Here is a 22,721-nt window from a genome sequence, read left to right as displayed (position 1 = left end):
CTATTATTTTGGATCAAGCTTTATAAAATCTGGAAGATCCATCAGATAACAACTTTCTCCAGGACTGGAAAACCCCTTGTAGTTGTACAAGTTTGCACTCGCATAAATTAATTGCACATTCTTATTTTCAAATGCCACTAATGCAGCACCTAAAGTGGAAATCTTAGTGTTTAGTGGAGCAATGATGACATTATGATTTGGATATAATTCTATTTGTGAGATAAGGTTCTTTTTGGTTTCTTCAGGATCAATACAAGAAAATTCAAAATCATTCACATTGCTGAACATACTCGATAATTGTATATGTCTAGCTTCATTTATTTCTCTAAAATAAGTATTTATGGATTGCTGAGCATGGCCTAGACCCAAGGAAATGATATTAGGTTGAAAGGTGTCAATCAAATGTGCAGCCCGTTCTGTTCCAAAACCTAACATTATAATAAGATGTAACTTCCGGGATGGCCTAAGCGAGCCAGCATAACCAAGAACCGATCGTATTTCCTTAATGCCTTTCGACAACCATTTATTATTATTGTCAGTTTCTTCTGTGGAGTAGTCCGCGGCTTCATTATAGATAAAACGGATAGAATCGCTTTTCTTTAAAATACTTCGTAGAACTCTCAATGTGAGTAAAAGTCCTTCATGTGTAAATGTTGTAATATCCATTAAATAATGAAATGATTCTGTGCCCTGTTTAATCGACTCTAGTTTGTCAACTAATTGGTTAATGACCTGAATTGGACGATCGTTGTGAAATTCTACCATCCTTACATTTGAATCAGTCATTAACTTCAATAAATGCTTCGTATTATGTTCTAAATGTGTCTTTAAGTCAACATTGTGGCAAATCAATACAATTTTGTCTTTCAGTAATCCGCTAATTTCTTGAGCTACGGTTAGACATCGAGATTCGAAACTGGATGAACAAATAAATACATCTATTGGTCCAACTTGTTCTCGCACTTCCGCTATGTTTAACTTTCGAATCAATCCTGAAAGAGTGTTAGTTGTTCGTTAACATTATCAATACTACCTTTTGAAAGTCGTTCTTCAATCTTTCTTATGAAAATACTTGGTGACTTCAAAGCAAGAGCTAACATATCGTTTGTGATAAATAAGTATCCGCTAAATCCTGTGGGGTCAAGCTTATAATGAGGTGCCAGTCTTCTACTCAATATATACTGTCTTGTTCTACCCGTGCCTTCCTTATTTCCTATAGAAGACTCTTGAAAGTATCCATACCTAACCCCAAGCCTTAATATTTCTATAACTTCCTTGCTGAGTTCACCAGAGATTGCAATTGAGAAAATTCTGCGTTCAGAGGCACCAGAAATCAATATTTTTCTGAATGCTCCTCCTAATGCATTAATTAAGTTTTTTAACATCAAAGGTAAATTCACATTATCTTCTTCACGAATCTCATCGATCTCTAATTTATCAAACTCTTTTGATAAAAAGTCAAAAGAATATTCTTTAATAACCTCATCTTGAACTGAAGCGGATATTTGAGTTACCAGGTTATGTTTTGATTTAGCCCTCATCTCTCCATACATCAATGATGCAGCTTGTAAAAAATACCTAATAATTCCAGACGAAATATGCACAAGTTGCTCAAATCCGGCGTATGAATATGTGGATGAAGATTTACTTTTTCCTGATAAACTCTTAATGTAATCAGGCCTGGCATATCGGTACGCATCATCACCAGCTCGGAATCCCTTACCACTTTCCGTCCAATCCTCCTTGTATTGTTTGGCTATTTCCTTGATTCTATCTTCTTGGACTATATTCTCAGGAAAAAATTCTTCAGGAGAAAATTCAATATGAGCCTTTTGTAAACGCTTATTTATAATCTCCTTTACACGATCCTTATATTTCCCTTTCTTAGTAGTGTATACAGTCCCAATATTTATCTCCGAATAGTCATGTGGTGTATCAATCGTTGGACCAGTTGTCGTTCTCCAAGTTTTGTAATTTAATTGGGTTGAGATTTTTAGGCTTACATCATTACTCTTTCGATAGGATACCCAATTGTTCAAGATTTGCGTTTGGAGCTCAGAAAGATTATCTGCATCATCAATCATGAGGAAAATAGGTCCTTTGGGCATGAAGTTCATTTTCCTGATATCTTTCATTAAAGGAAATAAAAAGTCCAGATAGCCTGTTATTGCTCCAGAATATTGTACAACACTTTCTGTGAGGGCTAAACTCTTAAGATAGTTTTTAACGCTGAGCAATACTGACTCACAAACATCCATCATTATTTGAAATATTTCCTGCCAACTTGACTCCTTCGTTACACTAGGTAAGTCTTCATTCCAGCCACAATCAACCAAGCGTTTTCTAAACTGGCCTTCATAATATTTTCGAATGCTATCCACATCTTCAAGTGCTGGTTCTTCTAAATCCACTTCAGTAAGTGCCATAAAAAATCTTACCGCGAGATGCATAACTAACAAATGTTCATTTATTAAAAGATCCGCATGTTTATGCAATCTTCCTATTTCTGTTAGTCTTAAGTCGGTAGCCTTTATTGGAATGTAAACTGCAAAATAGTCATGTTGCGAGAGAGGTTTTTCAAGAACCAAAGCGCGACAATCTGGTAACATATATCTGAACATCATACTTTTCCCAGATCCTCGAGGGCCGTGAAGAAAAGTGTGACCCGGATTACGAACATGATAGAAATCTGTAAAGACGTCTACAAATAAATCACGTACATCCTCTGCGGGTATATCCTCCGGAGATTGAACAGCAAACGGGTTTTCAAATAGGTTCGACATTACCATTTTTATTTTTACTTTCTATTTGCTCTTTTATTTTCTCTCCGCAACTTTCGTTTTGGTCACACCATTTATTGAGATCGGGACAAACTTCGGGGATACTCAAGTGAGAAATATCGGGATAACCTTCTTCCTGAAACTTAAAATCTATTGCATCAAAAACTTCTTCAAACCCACTATCAGAGTAAAATTCTACTCTGGCGTAAATTTGATTAATTTGCATGTACGGAGCGAGGAAGCGCATACAATAAATTCTTTCAGTATGCATTTTTTTCACTCGTTGTACTATTTCATCGAAAAGATAAACATGCTCGCCCCCTTTCCCAAAGGTTTTTAATGCTTTAGCGCACAAAATTTCATATTCAAGGCGGATTTGTTGCCCCGTAGTATCTATCATAACAGAATGCAATGCATTTGCATACTCGTGAAAAACTTGACTTGATACAGGTATTACATCCTTTTCCATAAGATATCGATACCTGATCGCTCGTGACCGATCATCCGATAATTCATCTCCAAACTTCAAAAGAGCTGCTAATAATTGCGTTCGGATTGTTTGGCCGAGTATATTCTGTTGCCGCTGTAGTAGTGAAATCTTGTCCTTTGGCTGCCCACCATGGGCTTCTGCAATATTCCATATCACTCGTTGTTCTGCGGTGTCATTGCCGATCATTTTGGCGACTTCTGATATTACATTTTTTGAGTTGACTTCATGATTTTTCCTACCGCCTGTCACATGCCCTACATCATGAAATTGTACCGCAAGTAAAAGAAGGTAAGTCTCGTAATCGGTCAATTTTAACCTCTCAGCCTTCAGCAACTGAGAAATTCTGTTTATAACGGTCTTTACATGGTCAGGTCCGTGGTCAGTTAGAAACCCAGTTTTTCCATCAGTGTTTCCCGCCTCAATTAATAAAGTGGCTGCATTTATGCTTGGATGGACTTCGGTGTCAAGATAGTTAACAAGTGTTTTATAGGCAGATTTGTAATCGTGCTTAGAATGAGGCATGTTCTTTAGAGGCCGTTCTAGAAACCATTCTTCCAATGTTTGTTCTGCTAAATCCATTCTATCTTGCGTCAATTATGTGTTTAAAGACGGCTTTGGCCAACAAAGGTGGAACAGCATTACCTACTTGCTGTTGCTGAAAACCTATACTGCCCTTGAATTTGAACCAGTCTGGAAAAGACTGTAGCCTTGCAGCTTCACGAACTGATAACCCTCTGTTTTCTTTTGGGTGGACCAACATGTTTTTTCTATAATTACCGATAACTACTGATGGCTTATCTTCTTCCAGCCTTCTATAAATACCTGTGTGACACCGAGAAGCATCCTTATAAGTGCCCATTAATTCATTAGGAATGTTCTCCCAATTTCCACCTTGTGGTATATGTGAGTATCTTTTAACAACAAGTTCGGAGTTTTTGGTTACCAAGTTATTTGACACTCTATCTGAACCATTTCTCAATAATTTCACAAATTCAGATTTACCAATTCTTCTATATGGCAGTGCGCAAATCGCATTCCCATTGCTAATTTTTGGGAGATCTGAGATTGCATCTTTAACGGAAACTTTATTCGCTGCTAGCTTATCTGGAAAATCAAATTTCTTACCATGTCGCGAACCTACCACAAAAATACGCTCCCGTTTCTGGGGAACGCCGAAATCTGCAGCATTTAGAACTTTATAAGATACCGTGTAGCCTGCTTGCTCAATGTCAATTAGAATCAAATCTAAAAAAGTTCCACCCTCTGTTTCTTTTAGACCTTTGACATTTTCCAGAACTACCCAATCTGGTGCCCATGACTTTAACAGCCTAATGAACTCAAGATACAACCAATTATTAGGATTCTCCTTGTTTCGATTACGTTGATTGGATGTTGAAAACCCCTGACAAGGAGGGCCACCAAAAAGAACTGTTTGTTGGCCATTCTTGACTAATTCTATTTCCTTTAAATCACAAATGTCAATATTCAACATTCGTGTTGCCGGATGATTCAGAGAAAAGGTGGTAGCCGCATGCTTGTCTATTTCGACAGCTAAACGCACATCAATGCCCGCCATAGTTGCCCCCAAAGACATTCCTCCCACACCGGCAAAAAGCTCAACACCTATCATATCGCAATTGGTGCTTTAATTCCTGGATGGGGATCGTATCCTTCCAACCGAAAATCATCGTATTCAAAATCAAATATCGAATCGACTTGAGGATTGATAATCAATTTTGGATACGGACGTGGTTCTCTTTGTAACTGAAGCTTTACCTGCTCAAAATGATTATTGTAAATGTGCGTGTCGCCAAAAGAATGTATAAAGTCACCATATTGCAAATCACATACCTGAGCCACCATCATTGTGAGCAAGGCAAAAGAAGCAATATTAAAGGGCACACCTAACATTAAGTCCGCACTTCGTTGGTAAAGTTGACACGACAGCTTTCCGTCAGCAACATAAAACTGGAAAAGGGCATGACATGGTGGCAAAGCCATCTGACTAATGTCTGCTACATTCCAAGCGCTAACCATAATTCTTCTCGAATCAGGATTCTTTTTAATCGTATCTATTACATTAGATATTTGGTCGATATGTCGTCCATCTGGTGTAGGCCAGGATCTCCATTGATAACCGTAAATTGGCCCGAGTTCACCCTTTTCGTCAGCCCACTCGTTCCATATCTTCACACCATGATCCGTCAAATATTTTATGTTAGTGTCTCCACTTAGAAACCACAGTAGCTCGTGAATAATAGCCTTCAAATGAACCTTCTTTGTCGTTATGAGTGGGAATCCTTCTTGTAGATTAAAGCGCATTTGGTAACCAAATACACTTCTTGTTCCTATACCCGTCCTGTCCGATTTATCCGTTCCATTTACTAAGACATAATTAAGTAGAGTCTCGTACTGGTTCATTTTTAATCTAAATTATCTGATTATCAACGCATTAATCTTTTGGCTTATACAAAGTATCAAGCGTCCAAGTTAGAAGATTTCTCAAAATTCACCTAATTTTTATTTTTAATAGAACCATGTGCTCTATATTCGCTCTCCGGCTCGGCCGCCATTCTAATCTCTTCTTCAATCTCATTCCGCTCTTCCCCCTCAAAAACCTCCCGCAAACAACTCTGCATAAGCTGCTGAACGAGCCGGGTGTTTTGTTTTATTTCTTTTTCTAAGGTAACGCATAAGGCCATTAAGGTATTGACCTTGGATATAATGACTTTTTGTTCTTCAAGTGGAGGTAATGGAAAGCAAATCCCTTTAATATTGTTTTGAGAAATATTAACCTGGCTTGATGCCATTCCAATCATTTTACCAAGAAGTAATTCTCTAATAGCTGCACTATTCAGAGCCGAGACAAAGAAATCCGGAAATATTGAATTCTCTATGTATTTTAATCTTATGGTTTTGTCTGATAAAATTAGATTAAAATTAATCTCATCAACTTTACATGCAATACCGGTTCGATTTATCGGGCCAGCTCGTGTAATGAGAATGTCTCCAACCTCGACGATTTGTTGTGGATTGATCTCCAAATTTAAGGGTAAAACTTTGTTTGCAGTTTCAACGAACTTGTTTTGCTGAATCGAAGTGGTCGTTAAAACTCCCCATTCTTGATCAACTACTGGTCTTTTTACACAATTTGGACTTTTCCCAGAATCCGAATAAAGCAAGGTTTCCCCCAACCGACACCAGACCCACCCCTCCGGCAATTCATAAGGAATCTCACCCTCCGTAATTTTAGGAAGCGGTTTTTCCTTCTTGATCTTCTTATTCTTAACAAGCCGTGCTTTCTCAGCTTTTATTTTTCCCAAAAGGATTGCAGCAGACTCTACATCCGGATTTTCGGAACGCCAATGAGTAGTTAACTTCCCATGTACTGCCAATTGCAAAATACTTTCACGTAGTTTTTTTACGCCTGCTTTCTCCGTAAAAAAGGTTTTAAAGTGTTCTTGTAAAAAGTTCCATTCGGTAGCGGTATCTCCTGTGGCTAATTGCTGCAAGGCAGATGTTATGAAGTCTTCCTTGAGTTGGATTCGGACTTTGGTTTGATGCTCTAGATGTTCTACTTCTTTGAATAATTGGTTGATGATGCTGACAATGGCAGATTGCTCTTCTAAGGGAGGTAAGGCAATTATAATTGGGTAAACTTTACGCCCAGAGATTACTGGCTGCGCTGTGGCGTTTTCGTCCTTTTTAAGATTTGTTCCTTTTAACAACCAAACAAGAAAGTCTCTGTCGATGTTGGACTTGGAATAATGGGTTACAAAGGCATTATCAGTTACCCAGGCAACTTCTTCAGTTAAATGAATACTACCGCAGTAGTAACCAACTCTTCCAATCACTATCGTCCTTTTATTAATGTTTCCAATGTTATGGTGACCAGTAATACCATTACCACCATAAACAGGAACGTTTCCGGATTTATCCATATTTGCAGAAGTCAACCCATTTCCAGATGAAATTTTAATTATTTCACCCATCCTGCACCACCTCCAACCTTTAGGCAACTCATAAGGAATTTCACCTTCCGTAATTATTGGAAGCGGTGTCTCCTTCTTAATTTTCTTTTTCCTAACCAATTCAGCCTTTTCCGTAGCAATCTTTTCCAACAAAACTGAAGCCGATTCTATTGGCGTTCCCTGAGCCTGGCGAAGGGCCCGCCACTTCTTCGTCAACTTCCCTTGCACAGCCAATTGAAGAATCAAACCCTTCAACTCCTCCGCATTCTTAGGATGTACCGTAAGTTCTTTGAAATGTTCTAATAATTGCATTTACTTCAGGGCTTCGGTTAGAACTTTCACTATTTCGTCTTGTATGCTGCTTATTTGCTTTTCAGAAGCAATGAACTTTTTTAGCAACTCTTCGGGGCTTGCCAGATCGTCCACTTCCTGATGTGGGTTCTTGATATCAAGGTTATACCCACGGGCTTTAATGTCTTCGGCAGAAACCTTCCATGCATGGCTGCTGTATTGTTCATCGTCACGGTTACCCCACCACGCTTTTTCCAGATCAAACTCCTTAATGCCTATGGGCTTGCCTTTGTTATAGCTCTTTACGCCTTCGGGGTAGGGGTGTTCAAAGTACCACACATCTTTGGTGGGCGTTCCTTTTTCAAAAAACAGCACATTCGTTTTAATACCTGTGTATGGGTTAAAAACACCATTGGGGAGGCGCACGATTGTATGGAGGTTACAACGCTCCATAAGCTCTTCTTTAATGCGTGTTTTTACTCCCTCGCCAAACAAGGTGCCATCGGGTAGTACCACAGCGCAACGTCCGTCTTTTTTTAATAAACGTATGATGAGAGCCAGGAAAAGATCGGCCGTTTCTTTGGTTCTAAACTTTAATGGAAAATTGGTTTCGGTACCGTCTTCTTCAATCCCTCCAAAAGGTGGATTGGTAAGGATAATGTCCACCTTGTCATTGGCGCCCCAATCGGCATAAGGCTTGCTCAATAAATTATCTCTTCGTACGGCAGGGACATCAAATCCGTGCAACATTAAATTGGTGGTGCACAACAAATGGGGCAAAGGTTTTTTCTCTATCCCGCGTATGGTGGTTTGTAAATCGCGTTGGTCTTTCTCGGTTTCTACCTGTTTCCTTTTGTGGTTTATGGTGCATGTTAAAAATCCACCCGTACCACAAGCGGGATCAAGCACGGTTTCTTTTAGTTGCGGATCAATGATATCGACCATAAACTGGGTTACTGCCCGTGGAGTGTAATACTCGCCGCTGCTACCCGCGCTTTGCAATTCTTTTAGAATCGTCTCATATAGGTCGTTAAACAAATGCCGATCGGTAGAGCTGTTAAAATCTATGCCGTTAATCTGGTTAATCACCTGACGGAATAGCGTTCCGTTTTTCATGTAATTGTAGGTGTCTTCAAACACCGCACGGATTATCTTGGCCTGTGGGCTATCGCTAAAATCGAGATCCTTAAGCGCCGGAAACAATTCATTGTTGATGAAGTCCATAAGGGCATCACCGGTTAATCCTTCTTCGTCTGCCGCCCAGCTTTGCCATTTTAGATTTTCCGGAATGGGGCTTTCATAGTTGTCTATGGTTATTTCCCATTCTTCTTCCTTATCAGCAAAGATCTTCATGAAAAGCATCCACACCATTTGTGAGATGCGTTGTGCATCGCCATCTACTCCGGTGTCTTTCCGCATGGTATCGCGGATGCCTTTTATGTTTGTTGTAATTGTGCTCATGTCTTATATTATTGGTTTAATGAACCAATTCAAATTAAAATATTTCTTTAGAAGAATATCTGTTAAAATTATATTTTGCTCAATTGAATTCGATTCGCTGACATTAATAGTCTTTTCCAATTCACGCAGGAGTGTGGCCGAAGATAGAGTTTCATTCTCTTCAGATTCTGAAGTAAAAGCAGTCTCTATTAGAATAGATCTGAGAAATTGATTGAGTTCAATTATATACATTCCAAGACTCTCATTAGAGTCATCACTTTCAAACTTAGGGGCTCTTAGGGTCTGAACAGTAGAAGGATCTGAATACAGCCATCCATAATTTGATTTCTCTGAATAATAAAGAATGTGTGATTCTGTGAATCCAGATTCTCCGTTTTTAGGGAACCCAGTATCCTTAAGATTAAAATAAGCTGTGTGGTCTAAAATTTCCTTGTACTTTTTTGAAAAATCATTATTTGTACCAAACATAGGTGCTACATAATATACATGAGGTTCTTTTGAAGATAGCATCTTTAATGTTTGGAACTGTGCAATAGAACGCGGTCCATCCGTATTTGAAAGTTTAATATGAAAGCAATCACCTCTTAAACTTTTACATTTATAGCTGGGCTGTGTTAAGTATTCGGGTACTTTGTATTGAAAAAAGAATGTTGCAAATCTGCCCGTATGCTTCATATCAAATCCACATTTTCCTTCTATAGCTCTTGTTGGGAATTCTTGTGGACAAATCCCTCCATACACCTTCTCGAATTCACGAGCATGATAGCTTTCAAATTGAGTTTCTGAAAATTTACATCGAGGCATAACTAAGCAATTTTATAAAGTTCAATTTCCAATTCTTTAAGTGCATTCTCAAAATCCTGTTTTTTACCAAAGGCTCGCACGAGTTCAACAGGAGAGCCCATTTTATTTAAGGGTGCAATTTTTAATACCGCTCCCTGCTCAATAGAAATGATTCCCTCATTCTCGTATTTGTCAAGCAGCGTATTTAACACTTGTCTTGCCTTTTCGCTGTATTTACCAAAGTAGTTTCGCTTGCGCACATTGTCGGCTCTTTCTTTGCGAGTCGTGGCAGGCTGATCAAAAGCCACGTGACATATCAAATCAAATATATCAATGTGATAACCTACCTCTTCACGCAGTGCTTCTATAAAAATACCTTGCTCAGCCATAGCCTGAATCAATTCTTCCTTTTTATCACTGGCATTCCACCGAGCGATAAAACCATCGAGGCTTGAAAACTCTTTGGTGATATTCTTTCGGGTATAATCCTTGAGCGATTCGGTAATCAACTTTCCATCAGAGCCATAATACTGCACCCGCTCATAAACAACCGATACTTCCACATCATTGAGGTAGTATTTTCTTGGTTCAGGAGGCGGCCCACCATCAGGGCCGATGATTGGTGGATCAACGCAAGTTCCATCTCCACCGCCGGTTGGTGGTTCATCAGGCGGATTAATTGGAAGATCATCAGGCGGCACTACTGGTTCATCGGGTTGTGGCTCGTATATCTGTACCGGATCTCCATCAAATTCCGGATCTGCAAAAAGGTTGGTGGCCTTCCTAAAATCCATAATCGTGAAATACAATTTCCCTTCGGCTTCTCTAATGCGTGTGCCTCGACCAATAATCTGCTTAAACTCGGTCATAGATCCAATATTGGATTCTAATACAATGAGCTTAACCATTTTTGTATCGATACCTGTAGTCAGCATTTTGGAAGTAGTAGCAATAACCGGAAACCGTTCCTCAACATCTACAAAATTGTCTAGTTCGCGTTTCCCCACTTCATCGTCGCCGGTAATTTTAACCACGTAAAGGGGATGTTTTGAAACCAAATCAGCATTGGCATTGATAAGCGCTTGCCGCATTCTATTGGCATGATCGATATCAATGCAAAACACAATCGTTTTGGCAAATCTATCTGTCGCTTTTAGAAATTCAGTAATCTTTTCAGCCACAATTCTTGTCCGATTATCAATGACAAGTTTTCTGTCGTAGTCCTTTAGGTTATAAATCCGATCTGTAATTTCATGCCCATATTTATCGGTCAAGCCGCGCGTTGGGCGCCAGCCATCGTCCAGATTGGTGCCAATCCTGATAACCTTATATGGCGCAAGAAACCCATCATCAATCCCTTGCTTTAATGAATAGGTGTAGATAGGCTCACCGTAATAATCCATATTCGAAACATCCTTTGTCTCTTTAGGAGTTGCGGTCATTCCGATTTGGGTAGCCCCTTCAAAATAATCCAAAACCTCTCGCCATGCCGATGCCTCTGATGCCGATCCTCTGTGGCACTCATCCACAACAATCAGATCGAAGAAATCGCGGCTAAATTCTTTATAGGCATTCCGCTCTTCATCATTGCTGGTCAATCCTTGATATAAGGCAAAATAGATTTGGTAGGATTTATCAATTTTCCTGTTTTTGATAATGTGCATGATGTCATTACCAAAAGGGGAGAAGTCCCCATTCTTCGTCTGGGTGAGAAGGGCATTCCTATCGGCAAGAAAGAGAATTCGTTTCTTGATTCCAGATTTCCATAAGCGCCAAATTATATTGAATGCAGTGTATGTCTTTCCGGTACCGGTCGCCATAACCAATAGCAATCTGTTCTTGCCTTGGGCAATGGCTTCAACCGTTCTGTTTACGGCGTTCTGCTGATAATAGCGTGGCTTCATGCCACTGTCATCTGTGTAGTATTCTTGCTCTACGATTTCAATTTCCTCTGGCTTATCAAGGCCTCTATATGCCAGGTATTTCTTCCATAAGGCTTCAGGAGAAGGGAACGCATCCAGAGCGATTTCTTTCTCACGTTCATCGGGGTTGGTGTGGTCATGAAATACAAAAGAGTCACCATTAGAAGTAAACACAAACGGAATTTGTAGGATTTCGGCATACTCCAAAGCCTGCTGCATACCCGAGCCAACCGGTTTCTTATTGTCCTTGGCTTCTATAATCGCAATAGGTATTTCACGCTTATAGAAAAGAATATAGTCTGCTCTTTTCCGCTGACCGCGGGTGTACATTCTACCTTGCACAATAATCCGCCCATCCGTAAAAGTCACCTCTTCGCGCACCTGTCTTTTCATGTCCCATCCTGCCTTCTCAATCGCCGGATTGATGAACTTGGTGCAAATGTCTCTTTCTGTTAAGTCTTTCTTATTCATGCCTACTTTTATTCTCGACGGACATCTGTAGTTTGCTGGTTAATAGAAAACTTCTCACTACAATTAAGGCTCTCAAATCGAATTGCTAAAGCTAATGGATAATTTTTAGAAACAAAATGGGGGTGGGGTGTAGATTTTTGAATACTCTATCATTTATTTTCATAGAATAAGAATTGGCTAGTTTATTTCGGTGATACATGTTTATGAAAAATTAAAATATTAATTTCTTATACTTGTTGGGATAATTGAGAAGTTCAGCAAGCTCTCAATCAAGAAAGACTGCTTCTTCGTTTATTTATATTGTCTACATTATTATCACGGTATGAAAGAATTTTTACAATCTCTTTTTAAAACAACTGAGGAAAGAATTAGAAACCCATTTATTGGTGCTTTTATGACTTCTTGGTTACTATTTAACTGGAAACCAATTTTATATATTCTTCTGTCCTCATACGCAATTGGAAATAGGATAGAGTATGTTGAAGAACATTTTTCTAACTACATATTGCTTTTTTGGCTTCCTTTAATTGCGGCTCTTTTTTACGTTTTAGTACTCCCTTATTTAAACCTAGGATTTGACCGGCTATTAAAAAAATCACAGTTGAAAAGAAATTTAATTGTTATAGAAACGCAAAAAAGGAATATTGCTAATCAGATAGAACTTGCAATAGGGGAAATAAAGCTAGAAGAAACTAAAACTAGCTACAGAGAAAGAAATTCTCATAATCAGCTAGTGGAGGCCTTGCAAAAGAAAAATAGAGACTTAGAAATTACATTAGATGCTACAATGGAAAAGAACAACTCAGCTCTTGAAGATTTGAAAGCAGAATTTAGTAATAGAGAAAAAATTAGAGTAGATGAAATTAAAAGCTTTGAGAGGAACTATAGTGAATCAAGAGAAGAAATCATGGCATTAAATAATGCGATGTTTGAAAAGGATAAACAAATTCAGAATTTGAGAAAGATTGTTTCTGATTTGGAGCGAAAAGATAGCAACAAAACATTAAGTTATCTGCTTGAGTTTGAGAATGGATTGAAACTCATTGAAAGATTTGACGGCAATAAGATAACTTATTTGAATCCTGAAACTAACGAAATTTACAGTGATCAAAAAGCCGAAATATTGAAAGAACGTTCTCAACATAGCCGTAAAATGCTATAAATTGCAATGATATTCATCTTGTGGGTGAGATTGGAGATCAATCTGTTGAATACCGACTTTTCTGGAATGCATTTTTAACTGAATAATGATCAATAGAATCGCCAATAAATATACATCTAATGACCGAATTAAAAAACTGTCCCAATTGTGAAGCTTCACTAAAAAGTGGCTTAATGTCAAGCAATACACTCCATACCGAAATGGAGGCCGCAATTATAAATGAATACCACGAACCTAAAAGCGAAGGTTATTGTACCAAATGCGCTAAAGAGCTATTACCAAAGTATTCTAAGCTATTGTTAGCCGAAAGAGATGGTTTAGGAAATGAAATCCAAAGATTAATAGGAATTGTCCCAATTATTTCAATTCATACTCCTCTCAACTGGGACTATGAAGTGGTGGGAATGGTCACTGGGCAGTCCACCACAGGAACTGGTGTTATAACAGAATTTGCATCATCCATTACCGATATCTTTGGGGCGCAATCAGGCAGGCACAATAATAAACTGAAAGCTGGAGAAGATATGTGTTTCATGCAGCTAAGAAAGAATGCAATAAACTTGGGTGCAAATGCCGTCATCGCCACCGATATTGATTATGCAGAAGTGGGATCGGGTAAAGGTATTTTGATGGTTTGTATGGCAGGAACGGCTGTTAATCTTAAGAATATAGATATAATGGGAAATGGCAAAGGTGAACTTCTCGATAAACTTATTAAAATCAATAAGAGGATGAAGTGGCTTCTGAGGTACACTATTGCCCCTTAAATTAATAATCTGAATTTTAGCTCAGAAAGTAGGAAATAGTGCAATAACATTTTATATTTGGCTGCAACCTAACTAAAACCAAATTCTAAAATGAAAAGAATTATACTCTACTTAATTTTCATTTTTTCAACCCTCCATGTCAGTTCCCAATCATGTGATGAAATAATGGCCAGCGTCAAATCTAAAGGCTATGGATCAACTTACTCCAGCTATAATAGTGATGCTATTTCAAAGGTCACTTTCTACGATATGACGATTGATTACAATACCTATTATTTTGCTATTGTTTGCTTCAAAAGTGAATATTCATACGGTTGTACAGAATATATTTATCAGGTAGCCTCAAGCACTAAAATGAATTATTCTATGAATTACACTCAAAGTGCCGGGAAAGCATTTTGGAAGTATATTGATCCCTATGGAGATAACTTGGGTTGTGGGCCTAATTTGTGACGATGATGATTTTAATGAAGAAGTTCCATAAGTCAATAATAATAAATATACTAAGACTCTGTCGACAACAGCGTCCGTAACTTTAAGTTCTTAGATTTACAAAAATGGAAGTTTTAAAATCTCAAGTTAACGACTGGATTATTATTGGAGTTAAACTAAAAACTAAGTTATTTGCCAAACTTTTTTTAATACTATATCCATCATCCGATACAGTCTATTCTTATAACTATAGGGTTAATAATGATGAGCCGTACAACTATGAATTATTCAAATATTTTGGATCTTTAGAAGGCGACTTTTACATGCAGGTGGGTGATTTGATTTTAGTTACAGGAAGATATTCTTCTGGTTTGAAAACCGATCAATGGTTATATAGTTACCCTATAGGAAATGCCTACTCAACAAAAGTTTACGAATCAGGAAAGTTAGTTAGCGAACTATATTATGATAGTATTGATGAAGAGTTTTTCAAAGGTGAATTAACTATCGTTGGTGCCAATAATTCTAAAGAGCAAATTAAGATAAAAGATGGTTTGCGTCATGGTAAAACCCGTTTTTACAATTCCCAAAATGAAGAAATTGGTGTTGTTAAATACAAGAATGGGGTAGAAGCGGAGTGATGGATTGGGGTTAAGCAAAACCATTTTAAATATGACAGACATAGAATTAATAACTAAAATTCTTGCGCATCTCTACGATGTTGGAAATAAAGGAGCGTACGTAGGTGATTTCTTACAAATGGGAAAGTCACAGCAAGAGAGAATTGAAACTAGTTTTATTGGATAATAAAAAACGTAGGTGTATTTTAAAAAGATATTGATTGATAGGAATAAACAGAACTGTATGACTGCGAAGAAAAAGAAATCAAGATATATCCCAAAAAAGATAAGCCAGGCTGTAAATCAAAAACACCATTTTGAATGTGCTTGGTGCGGTGTTCAGCTTACAGAAAGACATCATATAAATGAATTTTCAGAAGGTGGAGAACATTCAATAGAGAATTTAATTCTGTTATGTCCGATATGTCATACAAAAACTCATAATGGTAAAATATCAAAAAGTGAACTTGTATTAAGAAAATCCACTCATTTTAAATCTGATAGAATTTCTGCGAATTTTAAAACATCGATTAATCAACTGCGTATTAAAGTTGGGGGCATTTTTTATTTGAATTCACCTAACTTTCTGACTTATAAAGGTGAAAAAGTGTTGTGTTTTGAAATTAAAGAAGGTCAACTTTTAATAAACTTAAAGTTTTTCAATAAAAAAGGTCATCTTATATTTTGGATGTCTGAAAATTACTATTGGTACAGTAGTGTTTTTAAAATATCTTCAGGTCTAGATTTTGTGGAAATATTACATAACAAGGAAGACTTTATTTTTAAAATTGAGAGAATTGACGATTATTTAAAAATCAGGATTAAGACTTATCTAGGTGGTAAAATTTATGATTTTAATGAAGAAATGACAAAATTAGGGGATCGGTTCAGGATTCAAGCTCGTTCTATTAGTGCTCCCTCTGTTTATGTTATTAGTTAGTTCAAATTAGAATGTTCAAGTTCATACGTGGCTTTGTGTTTCACTTTTCCTTAGTGTCTTCAAAACATCTATCTAACATTTTTCCTAAGCTGATATCTACCGCTCCATTTTATGCTTCTCTTCTTTACGCATTGCGATAGGTGGCTATTTGGATATACTGGTCTAAGCTGACCCCCTAAAAGCCCATCTTTTTGGCATCTGTCATTCTGGCGCATGCGGACCCCTTCTTAAAAAGAAGATAGCTAATTAAAAAACTATTCTGGAGCATGTTGACCCCCTTAGCGATTATTCTTTTTGGTTTTGGTTTATTTGATGGCTACCCATCAAAAAATAAATAATGGCCAATCCTTTAGCTACGAAGATTTTATTGAAGGCATAAAGCCTACACTAAACACAGAAGCCGAAAAGGCCGATGTAGGTTACGGAATTGAAAACGGCGTATTCAAAGCATTGTGCATAAGAGCCCAAAGCGATCCGGATAACAGATATGCCATATTTATTGATGAAATAAACCGTGGGAATGTGTCGGCCATTTTCGGAGAACTCATTACCCTTATTGAACCTGATAAGCGCCTGGGTGAAGAAAACGAAATAAGAGTCAGGCTTCCGTATTCAAAAACAGATTTTGGTGTACCGCGCAATGTGGACATTTATGGCACTATGAATACCGCCGACCGTTCGGTAGAAGCATTAGACACCGCCCTGCGTCGAAGGTTCAGCTTTCTGGAAGTGATGCCCAAGCCGTCACTTCTCGAAGATATTGAGTTTGATGGGTTCAATCTGGATGAAGTATTACAAACTATCAATGAGCGCATTGAATTTTTATTGGATAGAGATCACACAATTGGTCATTCTTACTTTATGAATTTACAAAGTGGCGATACCGAAGGTCTGAAAGAAGTTTTTAAAAATAAAGTCATCCCGTTGCTGCAGGAATATTTTTACCACGATTACGAAAAGATAGCCCTAATTCTCGGTTCTAGTTTTGTAACCGTAACAACCAATCACGAGATAAAATTCCCGAGCTTCCATGGCATCGACCGCCCTGAGAATGTAACACTGTGTAAACTGGTTGAAGATATTGGGGGTATTGAAGAAGCTGTTCTTACTCTTTTAGGCGGAAATGAAAACTTAGGATAGCGATCTGATGGTTGTACTAATTTTTTCAAACAAACCGTTCACAGATGCAATGAATTGTTTGGATTTGAACTCCCGCGCGCGCCCCCAGCCTACTTCGACAAGCTCAGCACATCGCCTGAAGGGGAGAGCCAATGCACAGGTTCCACCACCGAATAATTATAGTATCTATTTGAGGAAATTTCACCCATTCGTTGATCACTTTACTAACATGTTTTCTAAATGGCGGGATATTGTCGCGCTTTTCTTGCATCCGGCGATGCTTTTTGACGAGAGGAATGCAAGGGCTCACTCGGGCTTGAACTTAGCGATGCGGTTTCACGGTGTGGAGTTTAAATGGATGAATCTCCATCTTTTGCATAATGTGTGCGATAGCGCCCTTCAGGGTTGGGGCGTGCGCAGGAGTTGCGATTTGAACTCGAATTTAAATTGGTTTATAAATGGATAAGCACCCAAAATGAACAAGGTCATCCAAGTCTTCGAACACCAAACCCTCTACTACGGCAGAGACTACAACGGTGTGCCCTTCACTCAAAAGCAATTTGACGCACTCGCAGAGCTCAACCTGCTTCATGACAACAAATACTTCACCTTAGTCCATAAAGGCATCAAGTTTTCGCAATACGTAGGCGTGGTTCAAATCGATACCCTGACTATTGAGGTTTTACCAAAAGCCGATCAACTATCCGACAATACCACAGTTTGGCGCAACGTCCTTATCCAAATGCTTCGAAGCACAAGAAAGCTAAAAGTAAATCAGGTTGGCCAGGCACACGTCAGCAAACAAAACATCCATCTGCTTGACATTTATTTCGATTGGTTCCTTCGCGAAGTTGAAACCCTGATCAGGCAGGGATTGATCAAAAAATACTACAAGGAAACCAAGAATGTAGCCGCTCTGAAAGGTAAGTTGGAGTTTGCCGGCCATATTTCCAAAAACCTGATTCACAAAGAGCGTTTTTATACCACCCATCAGATTTACGACAAGGATCATCAAGTCCACCAAATTCTCAACCAGGCACTACAGATAATCGAACAGCTCTCAAAGGGCAGCTACATCTACCCAAAATGCAAAAGCGTACAACTCGATTTTCCGGAGGTTTCAGAAATAAGATGCAACGCCGCAACATTCGACAAGCTAAAACTAAACCGCAAATCCATGCCTTATGAAAAGGCACTTGAAATTGCCAGGTTGATCATTCTCAATTACGCTCCAAACATATCTTCCGGTTCAGAACGTATGCTCGCTCTCTTGTTTGATATGAACAGCCTGTGGGAAGAGTATATCTTAATCCAATTGCAAAAAGCCGCTGTAAACAAGACATACCAAGTTACTGGCCAGCAATCAAAATCCTTTTGGGGCAGTATGACTCTTCGACCAGATATTGTCATTTCACAAAACGACGAAACCAAAATCATCATAGATACTAAGTGGAAGCAAATCGAACAAAACAAACCTGCCATCCATGACCTGCGCCAGATGTATGTTTACAACGATCATTGGAAGTCAACTATTTCGATACTGCTTTACCCTGGGTCTGGGAATCACAATGCTTACTATCAAAAATTCCACTTCCCTGATCATTCCTGTGGCATCTTAAAAATAAGCGTTCTCGATACTGATGGCAACCTTGATAAGCGAATAGGAGAAAAGTTATTGGAGGTATTGGTAGCTGCACGATTATAATATTAGAAAAGCATTAGTATTATTAAATATTTTAAAGAACCCTATAAAATTTTATGCGTACAGCTATGGAGGAAAGCATGGATGCAAGTGATTTTCGTATAATTATTACATTTGAATTTATTGATTTATTAACTCATGGCAAAATTTCTTACAACACACGGAACCGCTTATCATATTGAGCAGCTTATTTCAGGTTCAAAAAGGCAGTTAGTTCTTGTTTCTCCTTATCTACAACTTTCTAAAACCTTTATTGAGAGGCTTTGTGATGCAGAAAACCGTGGAGTCAAAATTCACATTATTTATGGTAAGGATGAATTAAAGTCGAATGAGAAACAGTCGCTTAGCAGAATGCCAAACCTTAATCTTTATTACTCTCACAATCTCCATGCGAAATGCTACCTGAATGAATCAGAGATGGTTATCACTTCAATGAATATGTATGAGTTTAGTGAAAAAAACAATCGGGAAATGGGCGTTTTGATATCGCGGAAAGATGATTTAGATGTGTATAACGATGCCGTCATAGAAATTCAGTCCATCATAAAATCATCCGAACCTAGAGAGTTGTTTAAAAATAAGATTGAAAGACGTGAAGAGTATCACCAAAACAATCCGGCGGTTAAAAGTGTCCAAAATACATCAGGTGTATGCATTCGATGTTCGACCGATATCCCGCTAAATCCGGAAAAACCTTATTGTTATAGTTGCTATGAAATATGGTCTTGCTATAACAATCCCGATTACCGGGAGTACGCTTGTCATAGCTGTGGTAATGACGAGCCAACAAGTATGTTTTATCCACTATGCTTAGATTGCTTTAAAGGGAAGCCTAAAAAGACAAAAACGCGATATAGAAGTATGTAGTAAATCAGAGTGAAGTCCACTAAAATTCTTTAAGAAAACTTAGTCGTACGCTCTCATAATTGAATTGACATCCCAGCTCCGGCGCTCACACCACCTTCTATCAAAATTTCCACTTCCCTGCGTTTATTCCCTGCGGTCATGAGATCGTTGCACTAAGTTGCAATGCTGGGGTATCTATTACATCACATTTATTATCTTCGTAGTCCAAGTAAATCTTATAAGAAATTTTAGTTACGGGCACAATTTGGATTAGCATCTGGCAGTAAAAATGAACAACCATTGATTGAAGAAAATAAAAATATGAGATTGGTTCTATTGTTTGTGGTATCCGTGTTTAGTTCAATAGCATCATTATGTGGTCAGAATACAAAACAGCAATTTGAATGGATTCACTTCGCCCAAATTGCACCTTACGAAAGGAATACTTATAAACTCAACGGGAGCACCAATACCTGGGATACTGTTAGGGGGGCCAGATATCTTACTGTTATTGATGGAATGAGTATTGATGAAGAAAAGGTGGTCAACCAAAAACAGGTTCACAAATCGGATTATCAGGCTGTCATGGATATCTTATTAAACGACAATGACCCTGATAGGATAGAAGTAGTTTCAGACTGCTATATTCCCAGAAATGGAATTTTATTCTTCGATATTCAGAATCATTTAATTGGTTTTATCGAAATTTGTTTTGAGTGTAACAAGATAAAAACAACTGGAATTTGCGAAAAATGGGATATTGATTTGGGTAATACTGATTATCGACAGTTGGAAGAATGGTTTAAGGTAACTTACGTCGAGTAAAAATGAATTTACATAGTCATCTCAACAGGTTTTTCACTTTGATATTCCTTCATGAGTTGGTAGACTTTCTGTCGCTCAGGAAGAAGCTGCACGCTGTCTTTTTATGATACAGTAGAAAGTAGAGAGAACGAATAGTTGGTTGACTTCCTTCAATCCCAAATTCTATTGCAAATGTGATTTGATAAACAAAATCACTTACAGAAATTTTAGTATCTTACATTCCCTAAAGCCGTTCTTATGAAAAAAATTCTTCTATTCGTTTTTGTCGCCAGCTTTCTATTTACGCTTCCAGGCCACTGCCAATGGGGTACGGAACCGGGTGAGACTGTTACATTGGCAAGTGGTGAAGGGGAAAAATATAATGTATTGATTGAACCGGGGCCGGATAACAGTTGGTATGTTACCTATACTGCTATTATTAGCGATAGCCTCTATGTAATACATCTGGCCAGAGTAACCGGTACAGGCGTAATTCTTTGGGACAATATTATCCAAAACCCCACAGAGAGTGGAAATCCAAAGACTGTTATGATTTCTGACAATGCGGATGGTGTTATAATGGCATGGACAGATTATAGAAACCCGGTTAACCCACTTATCTATGCCAATAGAATAGATCCCGATGGCAATAAGCTTTGGGGTGCCGACGATCTTAAAGTAGGAACCAGTGAGGGGGAGCAGCACTATCCCCGAATAATACTGGATGGAGACGGCGGAGTATTCATAACGTGTTATGATCGATATACCGGCAACGGTGAATTTATGGGTATTTATGCCTATCGCGTTAGTTCCGAAGGTTCTGTATTGTGGCGCACGTATTTGTTTCCAAATGGTGTTACTTTAAACGGTGACAACTACTCCATGAATACCGATGGTGAAGGTGGTCTGATTGCTTTTGGCATACTTATCAATACAACTGATGAGGAATATCAAATCAGAGGCATGCGATTGGATGAGAATGGCACCAGGCTATGGCCGAATGAAACGCTTGGTGATGGCGCATCAATGGGTATGTATTTTCAGGGGACTCCGGCAATTGGAAATGGATATAATTTCGGGTTCCTCAATTCGGCATTTCACCCGGCTGCAGGCGTTTACCTGGTTTATAATATATCATCATTGATCCCCTTCGGTAATGACTATATGGAAGAAAAGGGGCAGTTGATTGATATCAATGGCAATAAACTGTGGGCGGCGGAAGATGTATTGCTTGCCGAACCGACCAATAACATAGAAGGAGTGGATGTACTTACTGACCTTGATGGCAATTTGTACTTTAACTATGGGGCCAATGTGAGATGGAGATTGCAAAAGGTTCTCTCTGACGGTTCGCTTCCCTGGACCATTGATGGGGTGGAATATAGTTCAGACGGAACGGGCCAAATCGATAAATTAGAATTGACCGCCTCTAACGATGTTATGGTACCGATGGATGGAATTGATGATATTATTAACGTAGCCAGAATAGACGGCACCGGCGATATGGTATATGATCCACCTTTACTCGCAATTTCGCTAGTTGAATTGGGTTACCAGCAGGTGAACCCGGTGATTAGGGTCAATGAGAATGACCAGGTAATAGCGGTATGGGCTCAGCATGCCAATACCGACAATTGGGATTTAAAGATGCATGGCTTTAATACGGATGGATTATTCGGAAGTGCCACATCTGTAAGAAATCTTCAACCTGCCGACGTTAAAATGTATCCCAACCCAATTTCTAATCTTGAAAAACTGGTCATTGAAACATCCGAAATTGAATTTGGTAATGTTTCATTGATTCATCCCAATGGCAAGGTGGTATTTTTAGGGAAAAATATGGATTTAAGGAATGGGGCTACCCTAATTTCGCTACCGAATGAATTGAGTGCGGGTATTTATTTTCTTCAAATTTCAAATGGTACGAAGGTATTTAGTAGTAAGCTGGTGGTATACGAATAGGAAGGATTGATTCCCCGCTCACGCCTGGCATGTGTCTAATGTCATTAAGTTAAGGTTTTGTTGTTTAAAACCAATACTGTCCTAAACGATTTCAATTTGCATAAAAATAGCGGCTTCTACTGACTTCCCGGTCCAATATTCGCGTTTTTCAAAAAAGGACCCCCTGATACTTTTGATTTTGCGGTGGATCGTTACATT

General features: G+C 38.5%; 20 protein-coding genes. 11 read left to right on the top strand and 9 right to left on the bottom strand.

Going from position 1 to position 22,721, the window contains the following annotated elements; translation table 11 throughout:
* Positions 1-3: 3 nt before the first annotated feature.
* The 9 genes from G3O08_RS17885 to hsdR form a co-directional block, all read right to left on the bottom strand.
* The gene (locus tag G3O08_RS17885; protein ID WP_163286827.1) at positions 4-963 is read right to left on the bottom strand and encodes a hypothetical protein; all 960 of its coding nucleotides are present in this window, start codon (positions 961-963) and stop codon (positions 4-6) included.
* Positions 964-986: 23 nt separating this feature from the next.
* Positions 987-2,783, bottom strand: a complete 1,797-nt coding sequence (locus G3O08_RS17880) for an ORC-CDC6 family AAA ATPase (protein WP_163286826.1) — start codon at positions 2,781-2,783, stop codon at positions 987-989.
* The gene (locus G3O08_RS17875; protein WP_163286825.1) at positions 2,767-3,849 is read right to left on the bottom strand and encodes an HD domain-containing protein; all 1,083 of its coding nucleotides are present in this window, start codon (positions 3,847-3,849) and stop codon (positions 2,767-2,769) included. The genes G3O08_RS17880 and G3O08_RS17875 overlap by 17 nt, the downstream gene beginning before the upstream one ends.
* Position 3,850: 1 nt before the next feature.
* On the bottom strand, positions 3,851-4,900 hold the full coding sequence (locus tag G3O08_RS17870) for a DNA cytosine methyltransferase (protein WP_163286824.1): 1,050 nt from the start codon (positions 4,898-4,900) through the stop codon (positions 3,851-3,853).
* On the bottom strand, positions 4,897-5,691 hold the full coding sequence (locus tag G3O08_RS17865) for a thymidylate synthase (RefSeq protein ID WP_163286823.1): 795 nt from the start codon (positions 5,689-5,691) through the stop codon (positions 4,897-4,899). The genes G3O08_RS17870 and G3O08_RS17865 overlap by 4 nt, the downstream gene beginning before the upstream one ends.
* A gap of 92 nt (positions 5,692-5,783) precedes the next feature.
* Positions 5,784-7,553, bottom strand: a complete 1,770-nt coding sequence (locus G3O08_RS17860) for a restriction endonuclease subunit S (RefSeq protein ID WP_163286822.1) — start codon at positions 7,551-7,553, stop codon at positions 5,784-5,786.
* Positions 7,554-8,993 carry a class I SAM-dependent DNA methyltransferase gene (locus G3O08_RS17855; RefSeq protein WP_163286821.1) on the bottom strand — a complete coding sequence of 480 codons (1,440 nt, stop codon included), beginning with the start codon at positions 8,991-8,993 and terminating at the stop codon, positions 7,554-7,556.
* 3 nt (positions 8,994-8,996) lie between these two features.
* Positions 8,997-9,797, bottom strand: coding sequence for a hypothetical protein (locus tag G3O08_RS17850; protein WP_163286820.1), 801 nt, complete (start codon positions 9,795-9,797; stop codon positions 8,997-8,999).
* Positions 9,798-9,799: 2 nt separating this feature from the next.
* Positions 9,800-12,169 (bottom strand): EcoAI/FtnUII family type I restriction enzme subunit R, encoded by a 2,370-nt coding sequence (gene hsdR / locus G3O08_RS17845; RefSeq protein ID WP_163286819.1) that lies wholly within the window; start codon positions 12,167-12,169, stop codon positions 9,800-9,802.
* Positions 12,170-12,491: 322 nt separating this feature from the next.
* On the opposite strand from hsdR, the gene G3O08_RS17840 reads away from it, so the two are divergent.
* The 11 genes from G3O08_RS17840 (at position 12,492) to G3O08_RS17795 (ending at position 22,523) form a co-directional block, all read left to right on the top strand.
* Positions 12,492-13,331: a hypothetical protein gene (locus G3O08_RS17840; RefSeq protein ID WP_163286818.1), complete on the top strand. Its 840-nt coding sequence runs from the start codon at positions 12,492-12,494 to the stop codon at positions 13,329-13,331.
* Positions 13,332-13,450: 119 nt separating this feature from the next.
* A complete protein-coding gene (locus G3O08_RS17835; RefSeq protein WP_163286817.1) occupies positions 13,451-14,098 on the top strand; it encodes a heavy metal-binding domain-containing protein in 648 nt (215 codons plus the stop codon).
* A 90-nt stretch (positions 14,099-14,188) separates the two neighbouring features.
* Positions 14,189-14,551 (top strand): hypothetical protein, encoded by a 363-nt coding sequence (locus G3O08_RS17830; RefSeq protein WP_163286816.1) that lies wholly within the window; start codon positions 14,189-14,191, stop codon positions 14,549-14,551.
* A 104-nt stretch (positions 14,552-14,655) separates the two neighbouring features.
* The gene (locus G3O08_RS17825; RefSeq protein WP_163286815.1) at positions 14,656-15,171 is read left to right on the top strand and encodes a hypothetical protein; all 516 of its coding nucleotides are present in this window, start codon (positions 14,656-14,658) and stop codon (positions 15,169-15,171) included.
* A gap of 31 nt (positions 15,172-15,202) precedes the next feature.
* Positions 15,203-15,337 (top strand): hypothetical protein, encoded by a 135-nt coding sequence (locus G3O08_RS21590; RefSeq protein WP_262888989.1) that lies wholly within the window; start codon positions 15,203-15,205, stop codon positions 15,335-15,337.
* Positions 15,338-15,394: 57 nt separating this feature from the next.
* Positions 15,395-16,090: an HNH endonuclease gene (locus G3O08_RS17820; protein ID WP_163286814.1), complete on the top strand. Its 696-nt coding sequence runs from the start codon at positions 15,395-15,397 to the stop codon at positions 16,088-16,090.
* Between the two features lie 312 nt (positions 16,091-16,402).
* Complete coding sequence (locus G3O08_RS17815) at positions 16,403-17,230, top strand: McrB family protein (protein ID WP_163286813.1); 828 nt, start codon at positions 16,403-16,405, stop codon at positions 17,228-17,230.
* A 454-nt stretch (positions 17,231-17,684) separates the two neighbouring features.
* Positions 17,685-18,914, top strand: coding sequence for an McrC family protein (locus G3O08_RS17810; RefSeq protein ID WP_163286812.1), 1,230 nt, complete (start codon positions 17,685-17,687; stop codon positions 18,912-18,914).
* Between the two features lie 135 nt (positions 18,915-19,049).
* Positions 19,050-19,778, top strand: coding sequence for a phospholipase D family protein (locus G3O08_RS17805; RefSeq protein WP_163286811.1), 729 nt, complete (start codon positions 19,050-19,052; stop codon positions 19,776-19,778).
* Between the two features lie 300 nt (positions 19,779-20,078).
* Positions 20,079-20,582, top strand: coding sequence for a hypothetical protein (locus G3O08_RS17800; protein ID WP_163286810.1), 504 nt, complete (start codon positions 20,079-20,081; stop codon positions 20,580-20,582).
* A 237-nt stretch (positions 20,583-20,819) separates the two neighbouring features.
* The gene (locus G3O08_RS17795; protein ID WP_163286809.1) at positions 20,820-22,523 is read left to right on the top strand and encodes a T9SS type A sorting domain-containing protein; all 1,704 of its coding nucleotides are present in this window, start codon (positions 20,820-20,822) and stop codon (positions 22,521-22,523) included.
* Positions 22,524-22,721 lie beyond the last annotated feature (198 nt).

Source organism: Cryomorpha ignava (assembly GCF_010686655.1).
Taxonomy (GTDB): Bacteria; Bacteroidota; Bacteroidia; order Flavobacteriales_D; family Cryomorphaceae; genus Cryomorpha; species Cryomorpha ignava.
The sequence above is the reverse complement of the archived record's forward strand: the minus strand, read 5'-3'. Positions and strand labels throughout refer to the sequence as shown.